This window comes from Brevibacterium rongguiense (assembly GCF_009857845.1).
Lineage (GTDB): Bacteria > Actinomycetota > Actinomycetes > Actinomycetales > Brevibacteriaceae > Brevibacterium > Brevibacterium rongguiense.
This window is the reverse complement of record NZ_WWEQ01000022.1, coordinates 19774-43374: the sequence shown is the minus strand read 5'-3', so window position 1 is coordinate 43374 and position 23601 is coordinate 19774. Positions and strand designations below refer to the sequence as shown.

The following is a 23601-nucleotide window of genomic DNA, read 5'->3' as shown; positions in this document are numbered from 1 at the left end:
AACGGCCCACCCCCGCCCTCGTCGCGTTCGTCTCTTAGCTCGTCCATCGCTTACTCCCACCCTCAGCCGGTCCGCTGAGACTCGTCATCGACCACCGCGACGTCCTCACGGTCGAGGACATGCCGGCGGATCTGCGCGTCGAGTCGATCGAGGACGCCGGCACTGATCCGCGGTGGGAAGTCCCGCCACTTCCGGCACGCTGGGCAATTGACCGCAAGCAGCCCCTGCTCGGCGTGCTCGGGAATCGGGCAGCCCACCGCCGCCGGCGCCGAGGCCGCCTCGCTGCCCGGGCGGCCGAACCGGCCCGCCAGCTCCTCCCGGATCGCTGCGGGATCGTTCTTCACCGCGGCGGTGACGAACCGTGCTGGGCGTCCCACGGGCCGCGCGGAGCGATCGAGGATCACGTCAACGAGCCACATCAGCTGCTCGCTCGTGCACTCCCAGCCCACGGCCTGGGCCACGACCCCGTCGAGCGCGTGGAGGCTCACACCGCGATGGCTGCCCCCCACACCCTCATTGGCTGCGATCGCGTCGTCGTCTCGGCCGTCGCCGGCCGACTCGGCACTGTAGGACTCACGTGAAGACGACGACGATGAGGGTTCTTTATGAGGGTTCAATCCGCGCGCGCGGTTGACGCCCGCGTGTACGCGAGGCGATTTGTCCCCTAGCCCCTGCTCGTTTTGTCCCCTAGCCCCCCAGGGGGACAGATTGTCCCCTTCGCTTGTTTCCGGGGCTGCCGGGCTAGGGGACAAATTGTCCCCATGCCCCCAGGGGGACAGATTGTCCCCTTGGGTTTCCACAACCCGGAGGCTAGGGGACAGATTGTCCCCTTCGCTTGTTTCCGGGGTTCCCGGGCTAGGGGACAAATTGTCCCCATGCCCCTCCTCGTCGTCGGCGTGACCAGCGACCCACCCGCCGAAGCTCTCGCTTTCGTCGACCGCGACCGCCTCTTCACGCTGCGCCAGCGCAGCAAGTGCCTCGGCTTGCAGCACGATGAGATCCGACTTTCGCACGTTGACGTAGACCTCGCCGGTCTCGTGGTTCTTCATCGACCCGCGGCGGGCATAGCGGACGATGATGCCGTGTTCTTCGAGGGCGCGAAGGTGGCGCTTGACGCTCTTATCCGACTGGTTGGACTCACGGGCGAGGCGAGCCACCCCCGGCCAGCACTCCCACTGCCCGTTGGCCTGATCGGCCAGCAGCCACAGCAGCAGCAACTGCGCCGCCGGCAAGTCAGCCGCCGCGCCCATCTGCCGGGCCCAGTTCAGTGCCTGAACGCTCATCGCACAGCCTCCTTATCGCCACCCGGCTGCCGGCACTCGGATGCCTCCAAGCGCGCGGCGATGGCCTCGGTGCCTCGTTCCTCGCCGGGAATGCAGTCGAGCAGATCCCCCTGCCCCGCGATCTCGCTCGACGGCAGGAACTCCGTCGGAGCCTCCTCCACCCGCGCCGGGCGCGGCGCCGGCTTCTCGGGTCGTGCTCGCGGGGAGCCCACCGTCGCACTTGCGCGAGTGCCTGCACTCGGCCCTCCCGCGTTGAGGTAGGCGGCGAAGCGAGTCTCGCGTTCATGGTTGCGCTTGTAGTACAGGACAGAGACCACCATCTCCACCAGGACGCCGAAGGCCAGCCAGATCAGCACGCCGGCCAGGCACAACCACAGCACCATGCTGCGAACCGAGGCCACGTCCGAGGTGGCCGCGTACTGCACCAGCTCAATGGCCCAATCGGTCACCCCCGTCGCCGTGGCGATCATCAACACGACCACGAACACGATCGACCGGATCAACCGCCTCATCACCCACGGCCCGCTCGGGGCTTCGACGTTGGCGATCGCCTCTTTCCATGTCGTGCTCATCGCTGCTCCTCCCCTGTGAAGATCTCCGGGCGCTCCTCGCGCAGCTTCGCCAGCCGCCGGCGGCCCGTCTTGGCGCTGAACCCGAACCGCTCGGCAAGATCCGCACCCGAGGTATCGACCCCGCGCCCGGCGCGCTCGGCTACGAACTCGGCAACCTCATCAATGTCCGGGGCCTCAGCCGCACCCACCTGCGCCGGCGCGGACTGAGCCACCAGGTGCAGGCCGCGGTCCTGCCCCGAATCCAGCTGCTTCGCTGCCCGCTCCGCGCGCAGCTCCCGGGCAGCTCGCACCTCCGCGATGCGCGTCAGGTGCTCCTCCTTGGCAAGCTCGGATGCCTGCCGGGCACGCTCCCGCTCCGCTTCCATTTCCAGCTGCTTGCGCTCACGCTGAGCCTGCTGCGCGTGCCACTCAGCCAGTGCTTGGAGCTCCCGGCGGCGTGAGACGGGATCTTCAACGGCCACCCGCGACAGCTGCTCGGTAGCGGTGAACACGGCCACCGGCACCATGCCCGCGATGATTGCGCCCACCAGGGCCTGCCACGACTGCGCGGCAGCCGATCCAAACGACAGCGCGTGGGCGGCGTTGGCCACCACCGACAGCGCGGTGAACGTGCCCAACATCAGCCATGACGGCCAGGTCCGCTCCCCGCGGGCCTTGTGGATGAGGACGCTGCCGGCGTAGACCAAGATCCCCGTGTCGATGAACAGCGGGACCGCCCAGTGCATCCAGTGCGGCAGCCCCAGCCACGCCGCGATCTCCGAGAGAGCCACGAAGCTGATCGCGAACGCCACCAGCCCGGCAAAGGCCACACCGACAGTGATCGCGCGGATGAACCTGGGATCGTCCGGGTTGATCCGTGAGGACTTCCCCACACCTGCGGACGGTGCAACCGGCTGCGAGGTCGAGCCGCTACTATGGGCCTCACCCACTGCGCTGAACTTAGCTCGTCCATCGCTTTCGGGTGCTGTGGCCACGTGTTCCTCCGAGACCGTGGCCACAGCTTCGTCCGCACCGAAGTGCTCGTGTGACATCGCCATTACCGATCACCCTCCTCACCGAGGAAGCCCATCAGCTCGCGCAGAATCCGGGCCGTCGTCTTCATCGCATCGACCCCATCGGCCTTCGCCGTGGCGTCCTGCCAATCGGGGTGCTCGTGGATCAGCGTCGAGAGCAGCCCGGCGAGCACCTTCACCGCATCGGCGAGATCCGCGCCGAGCGCTTCGAGGCGCACACGATCGAGGTTGTGCACATCGACCTGACCGGACTGGAACGCCATTTCCAGGTTCGCTGCGCGCTTGCGTGCCATCGGCAGCGCGGCAGCCCCGCCCTCGTGCAGCTCACGGATGAGGCCGTTGACCTTCTCCGGGCCGAATGCCGGCCGGCCGCTGAGGTCAACCGGGATCGGATCGAGACCCAAATCTGAGACCGGCCGCGAACCCGGATCGTCGTCCACGATCTCCGCGTCATGGATCTCCTCGGCCGGCCGCCGCGGTGCCGGCTGCGCGTACTCCTTGCCGTCCAGCCCTACAACTGGCGGCGGAGTGGTCCCGCGCTCGGGCGTGTCAGGTGCCCAATTTTGGGCACCTGCCGTCCGCAGCCGGTTGTCGACCGTGCCCTTACTCAAGTTCGTCGCCGCAGAAATCCCACGCGTGCTCATGCCCGCATCCCGCAACTCTTGAACGACCTGAAGCTCTAGCTCTTTCGGCGGTCGTATCGAGACGTCGGAGAACTCTCCGTCGAGGTAGTCCTGCCACGACTCATACCCAAGGGCTAACCAGACGCGACCGCGCCACGCGGCGGCGATCTTCACTTGGAGCGCCCCGTAATCCGCTTTGATCTCATCCGTAAGCTCTCGCGCTTCCGCCTCGGAGAACTTGGACCGCAGGATCTCACCCATGAGCGCTCACCTCTGGGAGAGGCACCGTCTGTGCCTCGTCAACTCCCGCAATCAACCGCGAGAACGGAACATCGAGCACTTGGGAGAGTTCGACAAGTTCCGCGATTCGCCATTGCGTACGCCCGTGGAGGCGGGAAGAAAACATCGCCGGCGTCATTCCAATCGCCTCCGCTGCCTGACGCCCCTGCCAGTCCCGCCTTGCAAGCTCGGCTTTAACGTTGCCGCCACGATCGATTCATGTCTCATGACGGCAACAGTAGTCCTGTGAGGACTATTTACAAGCGCAGCAACACGATTTGAGCGAAATTTTTTTGCTCAGTGCCGCTCACAATGTCCGTGAAGCACTAGACTGAACCCATGACGACAACAGCGCACGGCCCGCAGTTATCGGAGCAGGCCGCCAATCTTCAAGTCAGCGGAGAAATCCGCGCGTGGCTGGGGCGAAGAGGCTTGCGCCAGGCGTGGCTCGCCGATCTTCTGGGCGTCGGGCAATCTGCCGTATCGAAGCGCCTACGCGGCGTACTTCCCTTCACAGTGCCCGAACTATTCACCATCGCTGCTGCCCTGGACATCTCTCTCGGTGAACTACTGGGCGACGTGGTGAATGAAAAGCTCCCCCATCCGCGCACGGATGGAGGAGCTGAAGTGATCTACCAGGAAGCTTCGAACGGGTGGGCCCCGTGGGGATCGAACCCACGACCCGCGGATTAAAAGTCCGCTGCTCTACCAACTGAGCTAGAGGCCCGCGCGCCCGGAAACGGCCGCGCGGCCGCATTCAGCGAGCGGCGCCGACCGCGCCTCGGCGCGTCAGAGGCAGTCTAGCCGTGGCGTGCGGGCCCACCAACCGTCGGTCCGAACACCGCGGCCGCGCACACCGCTGACCTGCCCGGTTCGTCCCTGCACACCGCTGCCCTGACCGGCTCGGCCCTGCCCGGCGCGGCCGCCCCGGCGCCGAACCCTCACAGCTTCGTATCGGGACGGTACGTCCTGGGCGCGTCGTCATCCGCGGCGCTGAACCCGGAATCGGTGCCGGTGCCGCGCTCGGCGTCGTTGTGCGCCTCGGCGGCGGGGCCGTCGACCGGCACCACCTGCGACTCCCCCTCCACCACCGCGCCGCGCTTGGCGCGCTCCTTGCGCGAGTTCAGCAGCTTCTTGAGGCCGCCCAGCAGGTCGGAGTCCTTCTTCTGCGAGCTCACGCCGGGATTCAGCTCCTTCTCGAAGTGCGCGGGGGCGGGGCCGAAGGCGTCCTTCGCATTGGACACGACGTTCTTGGCCATCCGGTGGTTGACGACGCCGCCGATCACGGCGCCGATCCCGAACGGCAGGATCCGTCCGAACATCGACCCCGCGGTGCGCGAGGCGTACTTCTTCACCATCGTCCGGCGCATCCGCTTGACCAGCGAGTTCAGCAACGACGACGGGATCTGGGTGGCAACGACCTGCCCCCAGTTGGCGGTGAGCGCTTCGCCGCCGGCCGCGTGTCCGGTGAAGCGCTTTACGAGCTCGCGGCCCGAATCGCCCAGCATGAGGCCCAGAACCAGGACGTTCGCGCGCTCGGGATCGCGGACCGGGAGCCCGTGGATCTCCGCGAGCGACTGCGCGTAGAGCGCGCTGGCCTCGAGGAAGCCGCCCGTCTCCGCGGCGGCCACGCCCAGCGCAGCCATCGTCCCGATGCCGGGCACCACGGCCGTGGCTCCCACGGCCGCGCCCGTGCCCATCGTGACGGTCAGGTAGTGCTTCGAGATGATCTGGATGAGCTCCTCGGGCGTGGCGTCGGGGTTGCGGCGGCGCACGCTGCGCACGTAGGCGAGCACGACCGGCCGCTGCACGCTGAGCACCTTCGTCAGCATGCCCGCGGCCCCCGGACGCAGCGAGCCGTCCTTCTTGAACGCCAGGCCCGAGGCCTTCTCGATGCCCTTGTTGACGACCTTCGACGGTGACATGAGCACTCCTTCCCGGTGGCGGACGGCACGCGCGGCACGCGGCCGCCGCCGCACTGGTGCGGCGCACGCGCGTGTGCGTCCACCGCCTTCCCCACGATTCTAGGAGGCCACCTTGGGGGTTTGCGCACAACCGCCCCGCCGCACCGCACGCCCGCCCCGTCTGCGCCACCACCGCCTACACTGAGCCGATGGCCCAGCAGCCCCGCTTCCACAAGCCCGCGATCTACCCGGACCTCGACCGCTTCGACTCCTCCCCGGGTCCGGACGAACGGGTCCAGATGGCCCACGACCTCGCCGCGATGCTCGTGGCAGACCCCACTCGCCCCCGCGACGCGGAGGCCTCCCGGCGCTTCGTCACGCTCGCCGACGAGCACGGCCTCGAGACGATCGCCGGGCTCTGGTCCACCGCGCCCGCCGTGTCCCTGCCCGGTTCGCTCTGGCGCCTGTACGCCCTGCGCACCTGGATCCACAACCGCAGCGCGGAGGCCAGCGCATGGTTCCGCGCCGGTCGCTCGCAGTCCCCCGCCGAGGCGGTGGCCGGCATCGCCGATCCGCCTGGTCCCGCCGAGGTCGCCGATGCCGCGGACCGGATCCTCGCCGGCGCATTCCGGGGCGACTACGCAACCGCGCTCGACCGCGCAGCGGCATTTGTTGCGGTCGCCGCCCGTGGGCGCGCGGCGGACGACGCGAGCGATCCGGAGCTCGCCTCGTTCGTGCAGCTGGGCGAGGACCTCACCGCGGCCGCCCGCGCCCACCGCGCGGGCTCGCTCGCCTGAACGGCGGCCGGCTCGCGGGCCCGAGCGACGCGGGCCTCGGCGCACCCGGAGCTCCGCCGCCAGGCCGGGGCTGCCGCCGCCGACCCGCCGGCCGCAGCCCCGCTCGCACCACGGCGCAGGGCGCACTCGGGCCGCACATGCCCAGTGCATGTGGACACCCCCCTTGCCCCACAGCGCCCAGTGCGTATCGTGGGGTGCGGCCCGCAAGGGCCACGGGTGCCGAGCCGCTGAAGCCCCGGGCTCCAAAATATGCCGCTTCGAGCGGCCTTCCGCCGAGAGGCGCTCGCGGCTCGGCACCCACCCCCACTTCCGCCGCAATCCCCCTGCGGTCACCCCTGCTCCGCGGCCCGCTCCCTCCTGCGGCAACCCGTCCGCTCCGCCGCCCCTCTTCCCACCGAGCGGCCGCCTTCCCCGCCGAGCCACCGCTCCGCACCACGAACCGCCCTGCGGATCCGCACGCGAAAACGCGCACGGGCAGGGCCTCCCGCCGGCGGGCCTCGGGGGCGGGCACAATGAAGGTGCCAGGGCAACGCCTCGCCACTCAACCCCGGGGACACACGTGCGCATGCGGAAGTCGAACGACGCGGCCTTCACCGTGCTGCTGGCCAGCATCGCCGGCCGCCTGCAGGAATCCAACCTCGTGCTGGCGGAGCTCTCCGGCATCCCCGTGGAGGACCGCCGCGCCGCAGCCCGGCGCATGCAGAACATCTGCGATGACGCGGACGCCGATTCCGGGGCCGTGGTCCGCGCCCTGCGGGAGAACTACCTCACCCCCTTCGACCGGCGCGACATCTACGTGCTCGCGGACACCCTGCGCACCACCTGCCACCGACTGGACTCGGTGGGCTTCGCGCTGACCTCGCCGGCCTTCGAGGAGCTGCCGGTGGGCGTCCTCGAGATGCTCGCGCTCCTGTCGAACCAGGCCGACCACACGCTGCGCATGACGCAGCGGCTGTCGGCCAAGCTCGACCAATGGGAGTACGTCGAGACGATGAACACCCTGCACAGCCGGGCCGTGAAGCTCCAGCAGCGCGTCACCGACGCGGTGCCCGCCGCGCGCCTGGGGCTGACGCACCTGGCGGCGGCCATGCAGCTGAGCGAGGCCTTCATGGCCGCCTCCCAGGGCTTCACCTCGGTGGGCCGGGTCGTCGCGGAGATCGCCGTGCGGGAGTCCTAGGTGGAGGCCGCCTTCGCCGTCGCGCTGGCCCTGGGCGTCGCGTTCGCCTTCATCAACGGCTTCCACGACACGGGCGTGGCGGTGGGCAACGCCCTGGCCACGCGCGCACTGACCCGCCGCGCCGCCTTCGCCCTGGCCGCCGTGTTCAACTTCGCCGGCGCGCTCATCGGCCAGGGCATCGTCGACCGCCTCGTCATGCGCCTGCTCGATGCGCCGCACGCGGATGCGAGCATCCTCCTCATCATCATCGCCGCGCTGGCCGGCGGCGGCCTCGTCAACCTCGGCACTTACTTCCTGGGCCTGCCCATCGCCTCCACCCACTGCCTGGTGGGCGGGATGATCGGGGCCGGGTTCGTCTTCGGCATCACGCGCGCGCAGTCCCTGTTCGTCGACGCGAATCTGCCGCGCCTGCTGTTCGGCCCGCTCGCGGCCTTCCTCCTGGCACTGCTCGTCACACTCGTCGTGCTGCCCCTGCTGCGCGCCCAGGCACCCAAGCCCCTCTTCCGCTTCATGCGCCAGTCCGACAGCGTGCTCGTCGCGGCCCTGTCCTTCGCCCACGGAGCCCAGGACTCGCAGAAGATCGGCGCGGTGCTGGCGGTCGCGCTCGCGGCGGCAACCGGTCGGCCGCAGACGATGTTCGCGGACAACCGCAGCTGGTGGATCATCCTCGTCGTCGCCCTGGCCCTGGCGCTCGGCACGTACACCAGCGGCACCCGCGTCGCCTACACGATGAGCAGCCGCCTCGTATCGATGGACCCCCCGCGCGCCGTCATCGCCGACGGCGTGTCCACCGTGCTCATGTACATCGCGGCCTTCGCCCTGCGGGTCCCGCTGGCGATGAGCTTCATCGTCGCGGCATCGAACCTGGGCACCCAGGTGGGCCGCCGCCGAGGCGCGGTGCAGCCCCGCGTCCTCGCTGCGGTCGCAGGCGCCTGGCTGCTGGGCCTGCCGGCCTCCGCGCTGTGCGCGGCGATCATCGCCTGGCCGCTGCTGGTCCTCGCGCGCTGAGCGCGCCACCGAGCACTGACCGTCTCGTCGCCTCGCCGCTCGCGCCGCCGCCGTCTCTCCCGGTGTCTGTGCCGGTTTTCGCCCCGGATTCCCACGTTTTCGCAGCACAACGGGCCTTTGGAAGCGTTGCTCGCGCCGCGAGCCGGGCGTGGCGGCGTGTGTTATGTCACCCCGAAGATCCGCTCTCGACCCGCTGGCACCCGCGTCTTCTCGCGGATCCCGCGCGATTCGGGTGCGCTGACCGCCCAGCAGCCGGTCATTTTCCGGGGTAGGCACTGCGTGTTTCCTGTGCGTTTCAGGATTCTTACAGGTAGCCTTGAAGCGTTCCACGTTACACATGGTCAACCTCCTGGTTGGCTCGACAACAAGGGAGAACCACTATGGAACTCGGTTTCATCGGCTGGATCGTCGTCGGCCTCGTCGCCGGCGCCATCGCCAAGCTCATCCTCCCCGGCCGCCAGGGCGGCGGCATCATCGCGACCCTCATCCTGGGTGTCGTCGGCGGCCTCCTGGGCGGCTTCATCGGCTCGCTGTTCGGCACCGGTGGCGGCAGCATGTCCAACCCCATGACCTGGATCCTCGCGGTGGTCGGCTCGATCATCGTGCTGCTGATCTGGGGCCTCATCACGGGCCGCAAGGCACCGCGCGACTGATCGCCACGATCATCCCCGCCAGCGCAGCGCGCTGACGAGCACAGCAGGGGGTGGGCAGCTTTCGAGCTGCCCACCCCCTCTTGCATTGCCCGGCAGCGCCGATCACCGCGCCGGGCGATCCCATTGGCCGCGCCGCGAGCGGGCTGAGCAGTGCAACTGCCAGCACCGCGCTGACCGATCCCACGGGCCGCTCTGTGTGCGTGCGAAGCACCGCGCGCGGCCGCCTCAGCCGCGCGCGGTGCCCCAGGCTGGACTCAGCCGAGCAGCCAGTCGTTGGGGGCGAAGAGCTCGAAGTGCACGCGCTCATCGGCAACGCCCGCAGCGCTGAGCTGCTCGCGTACGCCCTGGAGGAAGGCATTCGAGCCGCACACGTAGACGAGCGCATCGTCCGACAGCCCGGCCACCGCGACATCGAGGCGGCCGGTGCGCACCTCGGCGCCCCGCGCGCCCGCCTCGCGGCCTGCCGCCGCAGCCTCTCCCGCACCGGCCTCCTCGCGCGGTTCCGCCGCATCGGCGGCGGTGCCCGGGTCCAGGTCCTCACCGGCCTGCGGATCGCCGTACCACGTGATGAGCCGGCCGTGGGGCAGGTCGGCGACGAGCGCCGCGCGCTCGGCGGCGAAGACGTCGGCCCCGCGATTCGCCTCGGCGTGGAGAACGGTCACGGGCCGGGGCGCGCCCACAGCGTGGAGCGCCTGCAGGATGCCGAGCATGGGCGTCGTGCCGATGCCCGCGGAGACCAGGACGAGCGGTTCGGTGCCGCGCACGTCGACGACGAGATCGCCGAAGGGCAGCGTCACGTCGATGACATCGCCCTCCTGGACGTGGTCGGCGAGCCAGTTGGAGACCTCGCCGGCGGGCAGCCGGTCCACGGCGGCGACGCGCTTGACCGCGAAGGTGAGGGTGCCTGCCCCGCCCTCCGGCTCGCCCACCAGGCTGTACTGGCGCAGCTGGCGCGCGCCGTCGGGCAGCGTGACGCCCACGGACACGTACTGGCCCGGCAGGTACGCGGGGAAGGCCTGCCCGTCCTGCGCTGCCACGGTGAAGCGGAAGACATCATCGGACAACTCCCGGCGCCGCATAACCTCACCGCGGCGGAACACATCGCCGATCTCCACACCCGCCTGCGCGTAGAGGTCCTGCTCGAAGCCGATGAGCGACTCGGCCATCATCCAGTACACGGCATCCCAGGCCGCCGCCACATCCGGGGTGACGACATCGGCGCCCAGGACCTTGACGATCGCCTCGAACAGGTTGTCGTGGACGATCTGGTACTGATCCGGCGTGATGCCCAGCGAGGCGTGCTTGTGCCGATGCGCTCGAGCAGATCGCGCGGATCCGGCACCGATTCGTTGACGAGCGCCGCAGCGAACGTCGCGACCGAAGCCGCGAGCGCGCGCTGCTGGGCGCCCTGCTTCTGATTGCCCCGGTTGAAGAGGTTGTCGATGAGCTCGGGGTGGCGCTCGAACATCGTCGAGTAGAAGAGCGGGGTGATCTCGTCGATCTTCGACCCCACCAACGGCAGCGTCGCGCGGATGGTGTCCGCGTGCTCCTGGCTCAGCTGAGTCCGCTCGATGGGCCGCAGGCCCGGCAGTGTCGTGGTCATCGTTCCTCCTGACCGGCCAGAACGGCCGTCGTGTGATTCCCTGTGGGATCCGCGCGCAGCGCGCGGCCCCCGGCGGGGGCCGTGCGCGGCGCGGTGGGTGCGGGGTGAGGCAGCGGGGAGTGCCGCCGCCGAGGCGCGGGCCGGGCCGCCGCCGCCGGCACGAGGTCGCGCAGGCGGATCGGGTCGAGGCTCGCGTAGAAGGCCTCCTGCGCCCGGCCCAGTGCCGCGCGCAGCAGGCAGCCGCCGGTGAGCAGGGGGCACGGTTCGGGGTGCAGGCAGTCGATGACGGGGCCCGCCTCGAGCTCGCGGACGATGCCGCCCACGCTGCGCTCGAGCACCCCGGGAGCCAGCGTGAGCCCGCCTGTGCGGCCGCGGCGGGCATCGACGAGCTCCATGCCGGACAGCCGCGTGACGACCTTGGCCATGAACGCCGGCGGGGCGGCGACCTGTGCCGCGAGCTGGGCGGCCGTGACCCGCTCCGGCTGCGCGGCGATGCGCATGAGCGCCCGCAGCGCGAGGTCGGTGAACCGGGTCAGCTCCATGCCCTCGACGCTAGATATTCGGACCTGCCGACTCCAGTGAGCCGACCCTGTTCTACATCACGTAGAAAATGGGGGCGGATATCGACGTTTCAGTATTCCCGCTGGTCACGGGCCTCCACTCTGTCGAGGGCGACGAGCCGGGGACACCGGACTGAGGCAGGGGACACACGCGCGGCCTCACGCCTCGGCCCTCCGGCGACCACATGGCAAGACAAGCCGCGGCCGGGCGGCGCATCCGGCGCGGACGCCACTACGATCGATGCCATGAAGAATGCTGCAGAGGTCTCCACCGCCCCCGTCGTCGCACTCGGCCTGCTGGGCGGCTATCTGACGGCCCGCGAAACCCTCAACCGCCCGCTGGGCGGCGCCGTACTCGCCGCCGCCGGCGCCTACGCCGGCCGCACGTGGCTCAAGAAGTCCGGCCCCGCGGTGGCGACCGCGCTGGCCGCGACGTACCTGCTTGGATTCGGCCTCTCGCACCCGCTGGCCAAGAAGATCGGTGCCTGGCCCGCGGTGCTCACCGTCACCGCGGCGAGCGCCGGCGCCGCGTGGCTCATGTCGGATTCGAAGCGCGGCTGAGGCCGGCCTTCCACTCCGCGGGGTCTCCAGGGGGATTCCGCAGGGTCGCCGAGGGACACCGAACCACGGGACGCGGCGGCGCGGCCCCCTCAGTAGCCCATGTAGCGGCCGGGCCGGTGGTTGAACGCGATGACGATGTTCATGACGACCGCGCCCAGCGCGGAGACGAGCATCGTGGGCAGCCCCGCCACGAAGAACGAGGCGCCCACGATGACGATGTCGCAGCACATCTGCACGGCCCCGGCATTCCAGCCCAGGCGCTCCTGCAGGAGCAGCGCGAGGATGTTCACCCCGCCCAGGCTGGCGCCGTGGCGGAAGAGGATGAGCAGGCCCACCCCGGCGAGCAGGTTGCCGGCGATCGTGCCGTAGACGGGCTGGAGCGAGCCCAGGTGGACGAAGAGGCCGTGCAGATCGGCCATGATGCCCACGAGCGTGACGCACACGAACGTGCGCAGCGTGAACTGCCAGCCCTTCTTCCACAGGGCAAGCGCGAAGAACGGCACGTTGACCAGGGGAAACAGCACGCCGATGGGCAGCGGAACCAGGTAGGAGACGAGCAGGCTCAGGCCCGCCGTACCGCCCGTGACGGCGTGGGCGGAATGGAGGAAGAAGACGCCCAGCGAGGACAGGAACAGGCCGGTGGCCAGGCCGATGAGGTTCTCATACCACCGGTGCCGCACCCCGGGCGCCTCATACCCCTGGGCCTCCTCGGCCGCCGCCGCCTCGCTCATCCGCCGTGCCTCCCCGCGCCGCGCGCGCTCCACCAGCGGGCCGGAATCCCCGGCCCGGTCCGCCAGCCGATCCTAATGCCGCGGCGGCGCACGCGGTGGCCGATCGGGCCGAGCGCGCGCCCAGTGTGATGCGTTTCAAACGCCCACAGCCCCCCGCGCCTTGAGGGCTCTGGCCGCACCGCCCTAGACTGGGCGCTCCGCCGCGGTCCCGAGCCGCGGCGGCTGCCGATGCGGGCGATGGGACCACCCCATCGCCCGATCTGCGTTTCCGGGCCCAGCTCGGTTTCCGGCCCGAACTCGTCCGGCGGGACGCCACCACCGCACCTGCACCCGCACCTCGGCGCGGACCGCGCTCCTCGCGCACCGAGCACCGCGAGCCTCCCCGCGCGGCCGCGCACACCGCACCGCCGCGCACACCGCACCGTCGCCGACCCGCACTTCCGCCGTCCCCGCCGATCGCCCCGCCTCACCGCCCACTGTCTCCTGCCGCCCATCCCGAAAGGCACCGCCATGACCGCAGACCGCCCGGCCACCGCCAGCGCGCAGGCGCGCCTGGCGATCTTCGCCCTGGCCACCGGGGCATTCGGCATCGGCACGGCCGAATTCGCCACGATGGGCCTGCTGCCCTACATCGCGGACGGCCTGGGCGCCTCCATCACGGAGGCGGGCCACGCGGTCTCGCTCTACGCGATCGGCGTGGTCGTGGGCGCCCCGCTCATCACAACGCTGACCGCACGGCTGGACCGCAAAGCACTGCTGCTGCTGCTCGTGGCGGTCTTCGTCATCGGCAGCGTCGGCTCGACGCTCGCGCCCACCATGGGCACGCTGCTGCTGGCCCGCTTCGTCACCGGCCTGCCGCACGGTGCCTTCCTGGGCGTGGCCGCGGTCGTGGCCTCGACGCTCGTGGATCCGGCGCGCAAGGGCACCGCGATGGCCCGCGTCATGCTGGGGCTGACCGTGGCCAACATCTTCGGCGTGCCCGCGGCCGCCGCGATGGGCGCGGCCTGGGGCTGGCGGACGGCCTACGGCCTCGTCGCCGGCATCGGCCTCATCACGCTCGTCCTCGTGCTCCTCCTCGTGCCGCGCTCGGCCCCAGCGGCGCAGGCGCCCTCGATGCGCGGCGAGCTGCGCACTCTCAAGCGGCCGCAGGTCATCCTCACGCTCGTCGCGGGCTCCGTGGGCTTCGGCGGGATGTTCGCCGTCTACACGTTCATCTCCCCCGCGATGACGCAGATCGCCGGGGTGCCCGAGTCCGCGATGCCCTGGGTGCTCGTGTGCTACGGCGTTGGCATGACGGCCGGCTCGCTCATCGTGGGCCCGCTCGTCGACCGGTCGATCGACCGCACCGCGCTCGCGGGCATCGCGGCCCTGGGCGCGATCCTGCTGTGCCTGGGACTCTTCCTCCAGCTCACCCCCGTGGCCCTCGTCCTCCTGTTCCTCATGGGCATCGGCGGCTCCATCTTCACCTCCGCGCTCCAGGTGCGCCTGCTGCGCGACACCCGCGACGCGCCCTCCCTGTCCGCCGCAATGAACCATGCGGCGTTCAACTTCGCCAACGCACTGGGCGCCTTCCTGGGCGGCGTCGTCATCGACGCCGGCTGGGGCTACCGCGCCCCCGCCCTCGTGGGCGCGGGCCTGTCCGTCGTGGGCCTGGCCGTCACGCTGGTCGCCGTGGCGACCCGCGGGCGCTCCGAGCGCCAGATCGTCGACACCGGCGCCGCCGCCCCCGCGTCCGAGGCGCCCGCCTGAACTCCCCCGCGGCCCCATCCGGCAGCGCAGAATTTCGCGTCGCGGCCGTGCGCTAATTGCCCGAGCGGAGCCGCGCGCCCACACCGGAGCCGGGCCGCGCCTCGGGCCCGGACGGCACCCAATGCCAGTCCGCAGCGCACCCGGACAGGGCGCGGTCGAGGCCCGCGATCCGCGCGGATTCGCCGCACGCGGCGGTCACGGACTGCTGCCGCGCACCCCGTAGACCACCCCCGGGGCGCCTGCGGTACGGATCGCCGCGCCGCAGGCGCCCGGGGACCGTGGCCGTGCGAGGCGGGCCGCGGCGTCCGCCGGGCGTACGGTGTGCGCACTATCCCCTCTCCCTAAGGAGGCACCGGTGCGGATCGCGCTGTTCGCCACGTGCATCGTCGACGCGATGTACCCGGAGGTCGCCAAGGCAACCGTGTCCATCCTCGAGCGTCTGGGCCACACCGTGACGTTCCCGGAGCGGCAGGCCTGCTGCGGCCAGATGCACATCAACTCGGGCAAGTTCGCACAGGCCTACCCCGTCGTGAAGAACCACGTGGAGGCCTTCGAGGACGCGGACTTCGACTACGCCGTGGCACCGAGCGGCTCCTGCGTCGCCTCCCTGGGCCACCAGCACCCCATGATCGCGGAGTACATGGGCGACGAGGACCTCGCCTCCCGGGCCACACAGGTGGCCGGGCGCACCTACGAGCTCAGCCAGCTGCTCACCGACGTCCTGGGCGTCACGGACGCCGCCGCCCAGCTGGGCTCGTACTTCCCCCACACCATCGCCTACCACCCCTCGTGCCACGGCATGCGCCTGCTGCGCCTGGGCGATCGCCAGTCCGACCTCCTGCAGACGGTCGAGGGGGCCGTCGTCGTGAGCCCGGAGAACTGGGACGCCTGCTGCGGCTTCGGCGGGACGTTCTCCGTGAAGAACCCGCAGGTCTCCACTGCGATGCTCACGGACAAGGTCGAGGCGCTCATCAACACCGGCGCCAGCGTGTGCTCCGGCGGCGACGCCTCGTGCCTCATGCACATCGGCGGCGGCCTGCAGCGCCGCCACGAGCTGCTGCCCGCGCAGGCCACGCCCCCGGCCACCGTGCACTTCGCGCGCGTGCTCGCCGCCACCCGGGAGCACCCGCTCATTCTCAACGAGGAGCTCGTGAGCGGGGGTGCGCTGCGATGAGCACCACCTTCATCGGCATGCCCACCGTGCCCGGCACCGGCAACCTGTTCGAGCGCGCGCCGTTCCCGCAGGTCGCCCAGCACGAGCTGGGCAATGTGCAGCTGCGCACCAACCTCACGAAGGCCACGACCGCCATCCGCACGAAGCGCGCGGCCCGGGTGGCCGAGCTGGGCGACTGGGAGGACCTGCGCGACTCCGGGGCCGCGGCCAAGGACGTCGTGCTGGCCCGCCTGCCGGAGCTGCTCACCCAGTTCGAGGCGGCCTTCACCGCCGCCGGCGGCACCGTCCACTGGGCGCGCGATGCGCAGGAGGCCAACGCGATCGTCCGCGGCCTCGTCGAGGACAGTGCGCCGCTCAATGAGGACGGCCGGCGCGAGGTCATCAAGGTCAAGTCGATGGCCACGCAGGAGATCGGGCTCAACGAGTACCTCGAAGACCACGACATCGATGCCTACGAGACCGACCTCGCGGAGCTCATCGTCCAGCTCGGCCACGACAAGCCCAGCCACATCCTCGTGCCCGCCATCCACCGCAACCGCCACGAGATCCGCCAGATCTTCCTGCGCGGCATGGAGGACGCGGACCCGAACCTGGGCACGGAGCCGCGCGAGCTCGCCGAGGCCAGCCGCAAGCACCTGCGCAAGAAGTTCCTCACGACGAAGGTCGCGATCTCCGGGGCCAACTTCGGCATCGCGGAGACCGGCACGCTCTCCGTCGTCGAATCCGAGGGCAACGGCCGCATGTGCGTGACGCTGCCGGAGACCCTCATCACCGTCATGGGCATCGAGAAGCTGCTGCCCACGATCGACGACCTGGGCGTGTTCATGCAGCTGCTGCCGCGCTCGTCGACCGGTGAGCGGATGAACCCGTACTCGTCCTTCTGGACCGGCGTCACCCCCGGCGACGGCCCCCGCAACGTCCACGTGGTCCTCCTGGACAACGGGCGCACCCGCGCGCTGGCCGACCAGCACGGGCGCCAGGCCCTGCGCTGCATCCGCTGCTCGGCGTGCATGAACGTCTGCCCCGTCTACGAGCGCACGGGCGGGCACGCATACGGCTCGGTCTACCCGGGCCCGATCGGCGCCATCCTCACGCCCCTGCTGACCGGCACGGACGCCGAGGAGAACAGCACGCTGCCCTATGCCTCCAGCCTGTGCGGGGCGTGCTTCGACGCCTGCCCCGTCAAGATCGACATCCCGCAGATGCTCGTGCGGCTGCGCAACGAGGGCAACGTCGTCAAGGAGTCCGAGCACGGCCGTCTGCCGAAGACGCAGCTCGACGTCGCGCTCACCGGCGCTTCGTGGCTCATGTCCGATGGCCGCCGCATGGCGCTCATGGAGAAGGGCTTGCCGCTCGCCAAGCTCCTCTCCCCCAAGGCCGGCATCCGCAGCCTGCCCGGCATCGCCGGCGCCTGGACCTCCTCGCGCACGATCCCGCGCCCGCCGCGGCAGTCCTTCCGCTCGTGGTGGAGCGCCGAGCACCGCGAGGAGGCGCGCGAGGAGCGCCGCGAGGCCCGCGACCGCGCGCAGTTCCGCCGCTTCGAGGCCCGCTCGGGCGCCGAGCCCGCCCCGGAGGCGGGCCCGGCCCCGCGGTCCGAGAACCAGCACGAGACGAAGGAGTCCTGACGTGGACGCGCGCAGTGTCATCCTCGAGCGCATCTCCTCGAGCCTGGGCCGCACCGGCCGGCTCAATGCGGAGGGCTATGTGCCGATCACCGCCCCCGCGCCCGAGGTGCCCCACGCCTATCGCACCGCCTCGGACCTGAGCACGGAGCGGCTCATCGAGATCTTCGCCGACCGGCTGGCCGACTACAACGCGGGCGTCGCGCGGGTGAGCGCGGCCGAGCTCCCCGCGACGGTGGCGCGGTTGCTGGACGAGGCCGACGACATCGTCATCCCCGCCGACCTCGACCGCGCCTGGGTGGGCGAGTTTGCCGGCAGGGTCCTCACCGACTCGCGCGAGGAGCCGCAGCCCGTCGACGTGCTCAACGCGGTGGGCGCCGTCGTCACCGGCTCGACCACCGCGATCGCCGACACCGGCACGATCTGCCTCTCCGGCCCTCACTGCGGGCGACGGGTGATCACCCTCGTGCCGGACCACCACGTGTGCGTGGTGCGCGCGGCGGACATCGTGGAGATCGTGCCCCAGGCGGTGGCCCGCCTGCAGGAGGCCGGGCTGTCCACCGCGCCGCAGACGTGGGCCTCGGGCCCCTCGGCCACCGTCGACATCGAATTCGAGCGCGTGGCCGGAGTGCACGGCCCGCGCCGGCTCGACGTCGTCATCGTCGTCGACGAGGACGAGCCCGAGGCGCATGCCGGGACACAGGCGGCCGCCCAGGCCGACCCTCGGGACAGCGCCTGAGCCGGTGGCTTGAACCGGTCGCTTGGTCGGGTGGCCTGAGGCGACGTCGGGGCAGGCCACCGAGACCGTGCCCCGGCCGGGCCCGGGCGGTTCGGCTCGATTCCCGGTCCGGGCCGGTTCGCCGACCGGCCCGGTTCGGTTCCCGGTCCGCCCTCCGGAAAATGTGATCCACGTCTCGACAGGCCTCCCGCCTCGCGCTAGGATTGTTCAACAATCCACGAGGAGGGTGCATGACCACGATCGACCTCAACTCCGACCTGGGCGAGTCCGTCGCGGGCTTCCCGCTGGCCGACGACGCGGCGGTGCTCGACATCGTCACGAGCGCCAATGTGGCCTGCGGTTACCACGCCGGCGAGCCGCACCTGCTGCGCCGCACCCTGGCCGCCGCCGCCGAGCGGGGCGTGGCCGTCGGCGCCCACCCCTCGTACAACGACCCCGCCGGCTTCGGCCGCCGCGCCATCGACTACGACGCGGCCCAGCTCGCCGATGAGCTGCTCTACCAGCTCGGCGCGCTCGACACGCTGGCCCGCGCGGCCGGCACCCGCGTGTCCTACGTCAAGCCGCACGGTGCCCTGTACAACCGCATCGTCCACGACGAGGAGCAGGCCCGGGCGGTCGTCGACGCCGTGCGCGCCTTCGGCGGTGGTCTCGCGCTCCTCCTGCTGCCGGGCTCCGTCGCGATCGGCCTGGCCGAGGCGGCCGGCATCCGGGCCGTCGCGGAGGCCTTCGCCGACCGCGGCTACACCCCCGAGGGCACGCTCGTCCCCCGCACGCAGCCCGGTGCCGTGATCGCCGATCCGCAGGCCGCGGCCGACCGCGTGGTGCGCCTGGCCACAGACGGCACCCTCGAGGCCGTGGACGGCAGCGTCATCCGCCTGAGCGCGGAGTCCGTGTGCGTCCACGGCGACTCGCCCGACTCCGTCGAGCTCTCCCGTCGCGTCCGCGCGGGGCTCGAGGAGGCCGGCGTGCAGGTCCGGAGCTTCGCGTGAGGCCCCGGGCGGTGCTGCCCGCCGGCGACCGCGCGCTGCTCGTGGAGCTGGGCTCGATCGACGCCGTCATGGCCGCGCACGCCGCCCTGACCGCCCAACCGCTGCCCGGCCAGGTCGAGGCCGTCGCGGCCGCGGCCACGGTCCTCGTGCGCTTCGAGACCCCGCGGTCCGCGGCGAGCGGGGCCGAGTGCCTGCGCGCACTCGACGTCGACGCCGCACACGCTCCCGAGGGCCGGGAGATTGCCATCAACGTCGTCTACGACGGCGAGGACCTCCAGGTCGCCGCCGATGCCCTGAGGATCGGCACCGAGGCGCTCATCGAGCGCCACACCCGCCAGGCCTGGCGCGCGGCGTTCGCGGGCTTCGCGCCCGGCTTCGTCTACTGCGATGCACCCGATGGCGGCTGGGAGACCCCGCGCCGGGACGAGCCGCGCACGCGCGTGCCCGCGGGCTCCGTGGGCCTGGCGGGCGCATTCTCCGCCGTGTACCCCACCGCCTCGCCCGGCGGCTGGCAGCTCATCGGCCGCACGGACGCTCGGCTCTTCGACCCCGACCGCACCCCGCCCGCCCTCATCGCGCCCGGCGACCGGGTGCGCTACCGGGCGGTGCGCGCCCAGGCCACCGCAGGCACTCGAGCCGCCGCGGACACCGGGGACCGCCCGCAGACCGCGGAGCCGGCGGCCGGGGCCCAGCCCGCGGAGCCGGCGTCCCAGGCCGCGCATGGCCCTGCCGCCACCGCCTCCGGCACCTCCCCCACTCCTTCGGCTGCCGCGCCCCCCGCCGAGGCGCCCGCCGCCCGGCCGCAGCCCGGCTCGCGCGTCCTGCGCATCGAGTCCCCCGGGCTGCAGGCGCTCAGCGAGGACGCCGGCCGGGCCGGCCTGGGCGATCAGGGCGTCTCCCGCTCGGGGGCCGCGGACCGGGAGGCCTTCGCCCAGGCCAACCGCCTGGTGGGCAACCCGGAGGGCACGCCCGCCATCGAGATCCTGCTGGGCGGCCTCACCGCCACCGCGCTGGCCGACTGCGCGCTGGCGGTCACCGGCGCGCAGTGCCCGATCGACGTCAAGTACGACGGCGCCGTCCACCGCATGCCGCTGTGCGCCCCCTTCGCGGTGCCCGCGGGCGCACGCCTGTCACTCGGCCGGCCCAGCGCCGGGATGCGCGCCTACCTGGCGCTGCGCGGCGGCTTCGACCTTCCCCGCACGCTGGGCTCGAGCGCCTCGGACGTGCTCTCCGGTCTGGGCCCGCCCCCGCTTGCGGCCGGTGATGAGCTGCGCGCCCCCATTCCCGCCGCCAGCGCACCGGGCGGGGCCGCGGACCCGGCGGGCGCCTCGCCGAACCCGGGGTGCGGGCTCAGCGCGGCGGGCGACCCCGAGCCCACCACCCTGCGCGAGGCCGTGCTGCGCGTCATCCCCGGGCCCCGCGCGGACTGGTTCGAGCCCGCCGCCCTCGAGGCGCTCACGGCCGGTGCATGGACGGTCACGGAGCGCTCGAACCGGGTGGGCCTGCGCTTGGAGGGCGAGCGCCCGCTCAAGCGGGCGCGCGAGGGCGAGCTGCTCAGCGAGGGCATGGTCTTCGGCTCCGTGCAGGTACCGCCCAGCGGCCAGCCGGTCGTGTTCCTCGCCGACCACCCCGTCACCGGCGGCTATCCCGTCATCGCCACCGTCATCACCGCCGATCTGCCCATTGCCGCGCAGGCGGCGCCCGGAACCGCGCTGCGCTTCGCGCTCGCCCCACCGAAGGAGCCCGACCATGGCTGAACTCAGCCGCGTCCTCATCGCCAACCGCGGGGAGATCGCCGTGCGCATCGTGCGCGCGCTTCGCGATGCGGGGCTGACCTCGATTGCGGTCTACGCCGACCCGGATGCGGACGCCGTCCACACCCGGCTGGCCGACGAGGCCCTCGCCCTGCCCGGCACCAGCCCCGCGGAGACCTACCTGAGCATCGAGGCACTCCTCGACGCCGCGCGGCGGGCCCACGCGGATGCCGTCCACCCCGGCTACGGGTTCCTGTCGGAGAACGCGGACTTCGCCCGCGCGGTCGAACGGGCCGGCCTCACGTGGGTCGGCCCCCGCGCGGAGACGATCGAGGCGCTGGGCAACAAGGTGCGCGCCCGCGAGCTCGCGGCCTCGGTGGGGACGCCGTTGGCTCCCGGCAGCGACGGGCCCGTCGAGAGCTGGGAGGACGCCCGCGACTTCGCCCAGGAGCACGGCCTGCCGATCGCGATCAAGGCGGCCTTCGGCGGCGGTGGGCGCGGGCTCAAGGTCGCCCGCTCGCTCGATTCCATCGAGTCCTCGTTCATCGCCGCCCAGCGCGAGGCCGAGGCGGCGTTCGGGCGCGGGGAGTGCTTCGTGGAGAAGTTCCTCGACCGGCCCCGCCACGTCGAGGCGCAGATCCTCGCCGATGAGCACGGGCACACCGTGGTCGTGGGGCTGCGCGACTGCTCGCTGCAGCGGCGCAACCAGAAGCTCATCGAGGAGGCCCCCGCACCGTTCCTCACCGCGGAGCAGGAGGAGCGGCTGCGCGCCGGCGCGGTCGCCGTGTGCGAGGCGGCGGGCTACGTGGGCGCCGGGACCGTCGAGTTCCTCGTGGGCGAGGACGGCACGATCTCGTTCCTCGAAGTCAACACCCGCCTGCAGGTGGAGCACCCGGTCACGGAGGAGACGAGCGGGGTCGACCTCGTGGCCGAGCAGCTGCGCATCGCCGCGGGCGAGCCGCTCTCCGTTTCCGAGGCGCCAGCGCCGCGCGGCCACGCGCTGGAGTTCCGGCTCAACGCCGAGGATGCCGTGCACGGCTTCGTCCCCTCCCCCGGGACCGTCACGCGCTTCGAGGCGCCCACGGGCCCCGGCATCCGGATGGACTCCGGGGTCCGGACCGGTTCGGAGGTCCCCGGTGCCTACGACTCCCTCATGGCCAAGCTCATCGTCGTGGGCGCGGACCGGCAGCAGGCGCTGAGCCGCGCCCGGGCGGCCCTCGACGAACTCGTCATCGAGGGCGTGGCCACCGTGGTGCCCTTCGATGCCGCCGTGCTCGAGCATCCGGACTTCACGGCCGAGGACGGCTTCGCCGTGCACACCCGGTGGATCGAGACGGACTTCGCGGAGGACGAGGCGGCGCAGGAGCGCATGACCGACCGCGCCGCCGGGGCGGTCCTGCCCGCGCACGGCGGGGCGCAGCTGCGCCGCTTCGGCATCGAGATCGACGGCCGCCGCCGGGAGATCGCCCTGCCCGCCGAGGCGCTGGCGCTGCTGGCCGGGCGCAGCGGCCCGGCCGGTGGCGCGGGCGAGGGCGCCGGGGGTGTGCAATCCGATCGCGCGCAGTTCGGGGGCAACGGGGGTGGCGCCGCAGGTGGGGAGGACTCCGGGGCGCAGGCATCCGAGACCGCCGTCACGAGCCCCTACGCCGGTTCGTTCGTGGCGTTCTCCGTCTCGGACGGCGATGAGGTCGAGGCGGGCCAGGCGGTCGCGGTCATCGAGGCGATGAAGATGGAATCCGAGGCGCTCGCCCCGGCCGCCGGCACCGTGCGGCTGCGCGACCTGGCCAAGGGCGACGAGGTGGCCGCGGGCCAGGTGCTCGCGGAGCTCGCATGAGGCACGCGGGCACCGCGGCCGCGGGAGCCGACGGTGGGCAGCGAAGCTCCGCACCCATCGCGCACACCGCATGCACCGGGGCCGCGGAGAACGGGGGCACGGCAGACGGGGGCGCGGCTGACCGGAGCACCGAGGACCGCAACACCGAGGACCGCGGCGCGGAGGACGGGACGGCCCGCAGCCGAGCGCACGCCGAGCTCATGGGCCTCATCGCCGGCGGGCAGCTGAGCGTGGGCGACAAGCTCAGCGAGGTGGCGCTGGCAGCCCGCCTGGGCGTGTCGCGCAACACCCTGCGCGAGGCGTTCGCAGCACTGGCCGCCGACGGCCTCGTCGAGCGGATCCCCCACCGCGGGGTCTTCGTCGCCGAGCCCACGCAGCGGGAGATCGCGGAGATCTACCGCCTGCGCATCCTCCTCGAGGCCGGCGCCCTGCAGTGGGCGGACGGCCTCGACACCGCGGGCCTGCGCGCGATCGTCGAGCGCGGTCTGGCGGCCCGCAGCGCGGGCGACCACGTGGGCACGGCCGCGGCCAACCAGGACTTCCACACCGCGATCGTCGCCGCCGCCGGCTCGCGCCACGCCGATGCGCTCATGCGGCGCGTCTCCGCGCTCATGCGCCTGGCGTTCGCCCGCGCCAGCCGGCTCGAGGACCAGTTCCACGCGCGCTTCGCCGAGGGCAACCTGCGCGTCGTCGAACTGCTCGAGCGCGGCGACCGGGCGGGCGCTGCGGCATCGATGCGCGCCTACCTCGACGATGCGCGCGCAGAACTCGGCGCACTCGGCGATCCGCCCGCCCCGCCCGGCCGCTGAGGCCGGCGGCGGGACGGCAGCACGAAGGCGGCGGCACCGGGGTGGCGGCACCGGGGTGGCGGCACTGGGACGGCCGTGCTGGGCAGACAGTCCCGAGGCGGTCTCGGCCACACGGGCCGTGCCGCTGCCGCGCGCCCGCGGTGCGGGCAGCAGCGCGCCGACCCAGA

General features: G+C 72.1%; 23 protein-coding genes and 1 tRNA gene. 14 read left to right on the top strand and 10 right to left on the bottom strand.

Annotation, left to right across the window (positions count from 1 at the left end):
* Positions 1–62: 62 nt before the first annotated feature.
* The 4 genes from GSY69_RS06905 to GSY69_RS06890 are packed head-to-tail and all read right to left on the bottom strand — an operon-like array spanning position 63 to position 3752.
* A complete protein-coding gene (locus GSY69_RS06905; RefSeq protein ID WP_160953138.1) occupies positions 63–1283 on the bottom strand; it encodes a helix-turn-helix domain-containing protein in 1221 nt (406 codons plus the stop codon).
* Positions 1280–1855, bottom strand: a complete 576-nt coding sequence (locus GSY69_RS06900) for a hypothetical protein (RefSeq protein ID WP_160953137.1) — start codon at positions 1853–1855, stop codon at positions 1280–1282. The genes GSY69_RS06905 and GSY69_RS06900 overlap by 4 nt, the downstream gene beginning before the upstream one ends.
* Complete coding sequence (locus GSY69_RS06895) at positions 1852–2892, bottom strand: DUF2637 domain-containing protein (RefSeq protein ID WP_160953136.1); 1041 nt, start codon at positions 2890–2892, stop codon at positions 1852–1854. Before GSY69_RS06895 ends, GSY69_RS06900 begins: the two co-directional genes overlap by 4 nt.
* Positions 2892–3752 carry a hypothetical protein gene (locus GSY69_RS06890; protein WP_160953135.1) on the bottom strand — a complete coding sequence of 287 codons (861 nt, stop codon included), beginning with the start codon at positions 3750–3752 and terminating at the stop codon, positions 2892–2894. Before GSY69_RS06890 ends, GSY69_RS06895 begins: the two co-directional genes overlap by 1 nt.
* A 357-nt stretch (positions 3753–4109) precedes the next feature.
* Here GSY69_RS06890 and GSY69_RS15360 point away from each other — a divergent pair, with 357 nt between their 5' ends.
* Complete coding sequence (locus GSY69_RS15360) at positions 4110–4463, top strand: helix-turn-helix domain-containing protein (RefSeq protein WP_160953140.1); 354 nt, start codon at positions 4110–4112, stop codon at positions 4461–4463.
* Here GSY69_RS15360 and GSY69_RS06880 read toward each other — a convergent pair.
* Positions 4425–4497 (bottom strand) — tRNA-Lys (locus tag GSY69_RS06880). The genes GSY69_RS15360 and GSY69_RS06880 overlap by 39 nt on opposite strands.
* A 214-nt stretch (positions 4498–4711) precedes the next feature.
* A complete protein-coding gene (locus GSY69_RS06875; protein ID WP_160953134.1) occupies positions 4712–5695 on the bottom strand; it encodes a hypothetical protein in 984 nt (327 codons plus the stop codon).
* 188 nt (positions 5696–5883) lie between these two features.
* Here GSY69_RS06875 and GSY69_RS06870 point away from each other — a divergent pair, with 188 nt between their 5' ends.
* The 4 genes from GSY69_RS06870 to GSY69_RS06855 all read left to right on the top strand — a co-directional run bounded on the left by GSY69_RS06870 (position 5884) and on the right by GSY69_RS06855 (position 9309).
* The gene (locus tag GSY69_RS06870) at positions 5884–6471 is read left to right on the top strand and encodes a hypothetical protein (RefSeq protein WP_160953133.1); all 588 of its coding nucleotides are present in this window, start codon (positions 5884–5886) and stop codon (positions 6469–6471) included.
* A 565-nt stretch (positions 6472–7036) separates the two neighbouring features.
* Positions 7037–7648 carry a DUF47 domain-containing protein gene (locus tag GSY69_RS06865; RefSeq protein ID WP_160953132.1) on the top strand — a complete coding sequence of 204 codons (612 nt, stop codon included), beginning with the start codon at positions 7037–7039 and terminating at the stop codon, positions 7646–7648.
* Complete coding sequence (locus GSY69_RS06860) at positions 7649–8656, top strand: inorganic phosphate transporter (RefSeq protein ID WP_160953131.1); 1008 nt, start codon at positions 7649–7651, stop codon at positions 8654–8656. It abuts the gene before it with no gap.
* Between the two features lie 380 nt (positions 8657–9036).
* Complete coding sequence (locus tag GSY69_RS06855) at positions 9037–9309, top strand: GlsB/YeaQ/YmgE family stress response membrane protein (protein ID WP_160953130.1); 273 nt, start codon at positions 9037–9039, stop codon at positions 9307–9309.
* A 254-nt stretch (positions 9310–9563) separates the two neighbouring features.
* Here the strand turns inward: GSY69_RS06855 and GSY69_RS06850 are convergent, their stop codons facing one another.
* The 3 genes from GSY69_RS06850 to GSY69_RS06845 are packed head-to-tail and all read right to left on the bottom strand — an operon-like array spanning position 9564 to position 11454.
* Positions 9564–10478 carry an FAD-binding oxidoreductase gene (locus GSY69_RS06850; protein WP_328698790.1) on the bottom strand — a complete coding sequence of 305 codons (915 nt, stop codon included), beginning with the start codon at positions 10476–10478 and terminating at the stop codon, positions 9564–9566.
* Positions 10475–10912 carry a globin family protein gene (locus GSY69_RS15165; protein WP_328698789.1) on the bottom strand — a complete coding sequence of 146 codons (438 nt, stop codon included), beginning with the start codon at positions 10910–10912 and terminating at the stop codon, positions 10475–10477. The genes GSY69_RS06850 and GSY69_RS15165 overlap by 4 nt, the downstream gene beginning before the upstream one ends.
* Positions 10909–11454, bottom strand: coding sequence for an RrF2 family transcriptional regulator (locus GSY69_RS06845; protein ID WP_160953129.1), 546 nt, complete (start codon positions 11452–11454; stop codon positions 10909–10911). Before GSY69_RS06845 ends, GSY69_RS15165 begins: the two co-directional genes overlap by 4 nt.
* 264 nt (positions 11455–11718) lie before the next feature.
* On the opposite strand from GSY69_RS06845, the gene GSY69_RS06840 reads away from it, so the two are divergent.
* Positions 11719–12033: a hypothetical protein gene (locus tag GSY69_RS06840; protein WP_160953128.1), complete on the top strand. Its 315-nt coding sequence runs from the start codon at positions 11719–11721 to the stop codon at positions 12031–12033.
* Positions 12034–12122: 89 nt separating this feature from the next.
* Here GSY69_RS06840 and GSY69_RS06835 read toward each other — a convergent pair whose 3' ends face one another.
* Entirely contained in the window at positions 12123–12764 is a 642-nt protein-coding gene (locus GSY69_RS06835; RefSeq protein WP_160953127.1) for a YitT family protein, read from the bottom strand.
* A gap of 510 nt (positions 12765–13274) precedes the next feature.
* Between GSY69_RS06835 and GSY69_RS06830 the strand changes: the two genes are divergently transcribed.
* The 8 genes from GSY69_RS06830 to GSY69_RS06795 all read left to right on the top strand — a co-directional run bounded on the left by GSY69_RS06830 (position 13275) and on the right by GSY69_RS06795 (position 23434).
* Positions 13275–14513 carry an MFS transporter gene (locus GSY69_RS06830; RefSeq protein WP_160953126.1) on the top strand — a complete coding sequence of 413 codons (1239 nt, stop codon included), beginning with the start codon at positions 13275–13277 and terminating at the stop codon, positions 14511–14513.
* 355 nt (positions 14514–14868) lie between these two features.
* The gene (locus tag GSY69_RS06825; protein ID WP_160953125.1) at positions 14869–15687 is read left to right on the top strand and encodes a (Fe-S)-binding protein; all 819 of its coding nucleotides are present in this window, start codon (positions 14869–14871) and stop codon (positions 15685–15687) included.
* Positions 15684–17312 carry a lactate utilization protein B gene (locus GSY69_RS06820; protein ID WP_160953124.1) on the top strand — a complete coding sequence of 543 codons (1629 nt, stop codon included), beginning with the start codon at positions 15684–15686 and terminating at the stop codon, positions 17310–17312. The genes GSY69_RS06825 and GSY69_RS06820 overlap by 4 nt, the downstream gene beginning before the upstream one ends.
* A gap of 1 nt (position 17313) precedes the next feature.
* Positions 17314–18048: a LutC/YkgG family protein gene (locus GSY69_RS06815; RefSeq protein WP_160953123.1), complete on the top strand. Its 735-nt coding sequence runs from the start codon at positions 17314–17316 to the stop codon at positions 18046–18048.
* 230 nt (positions 18049–18278) lie between these two features.
* Complete coding sequence (locus GSY69_RS06810; RefSeq protein ID WP_160953122.1) at positions 18279–19037, top strand: LamB/YcsF family protein; 759 nt, start codon at positions 18279–18281, stop codon at positions 19035–19037.
* Positions 19034–20794, top strand: coding sequence for a 5-oxoprolinase subunit B/C family protein (locus GSY69_RS06805; RefSeq protein ID WP_328698788.1), 1761 nt, complete (start codon positions 19034–19036; stop codon positions 20792–20794). Before GSY69_RS06810 ends, GSY69_RS06805 begins: the two co-directional genes overlap by 4 nt.
* Positions 20787–22625, top strand: a complete 1839-nt coding sequence (locus GSY69_RS06800) for an acetyl/propionyl/methylcrotonyl-CoA carboxylase subunit alpha (protein WP_160953121.1) — start codon at positions 20787–20789, stop codon at positions 22623–22625. Before GSY69_RS06805 ends, GSY69_RS06800 begins: the two co-directional genes overlap by 8 nt.
* Positions 22622–23434 carry a GntR family transcriptional regulator gene (locus GSY69_RS06795; protein WP_160953120.1) on the top strand — a complete coding sequence of 271 codons (813 nt, stop codon included), beginning with the start codon at positions 22622–22624 and terminating at the stop codon, positions 23432–23434. The genes GSY69_RS06800 and GSY69_RS06795 overlap by 4 nt, the downstream gene beginning before the upstream one ends.
* Positions 23435–23601 lie beyond the last annotated feature (167 nt).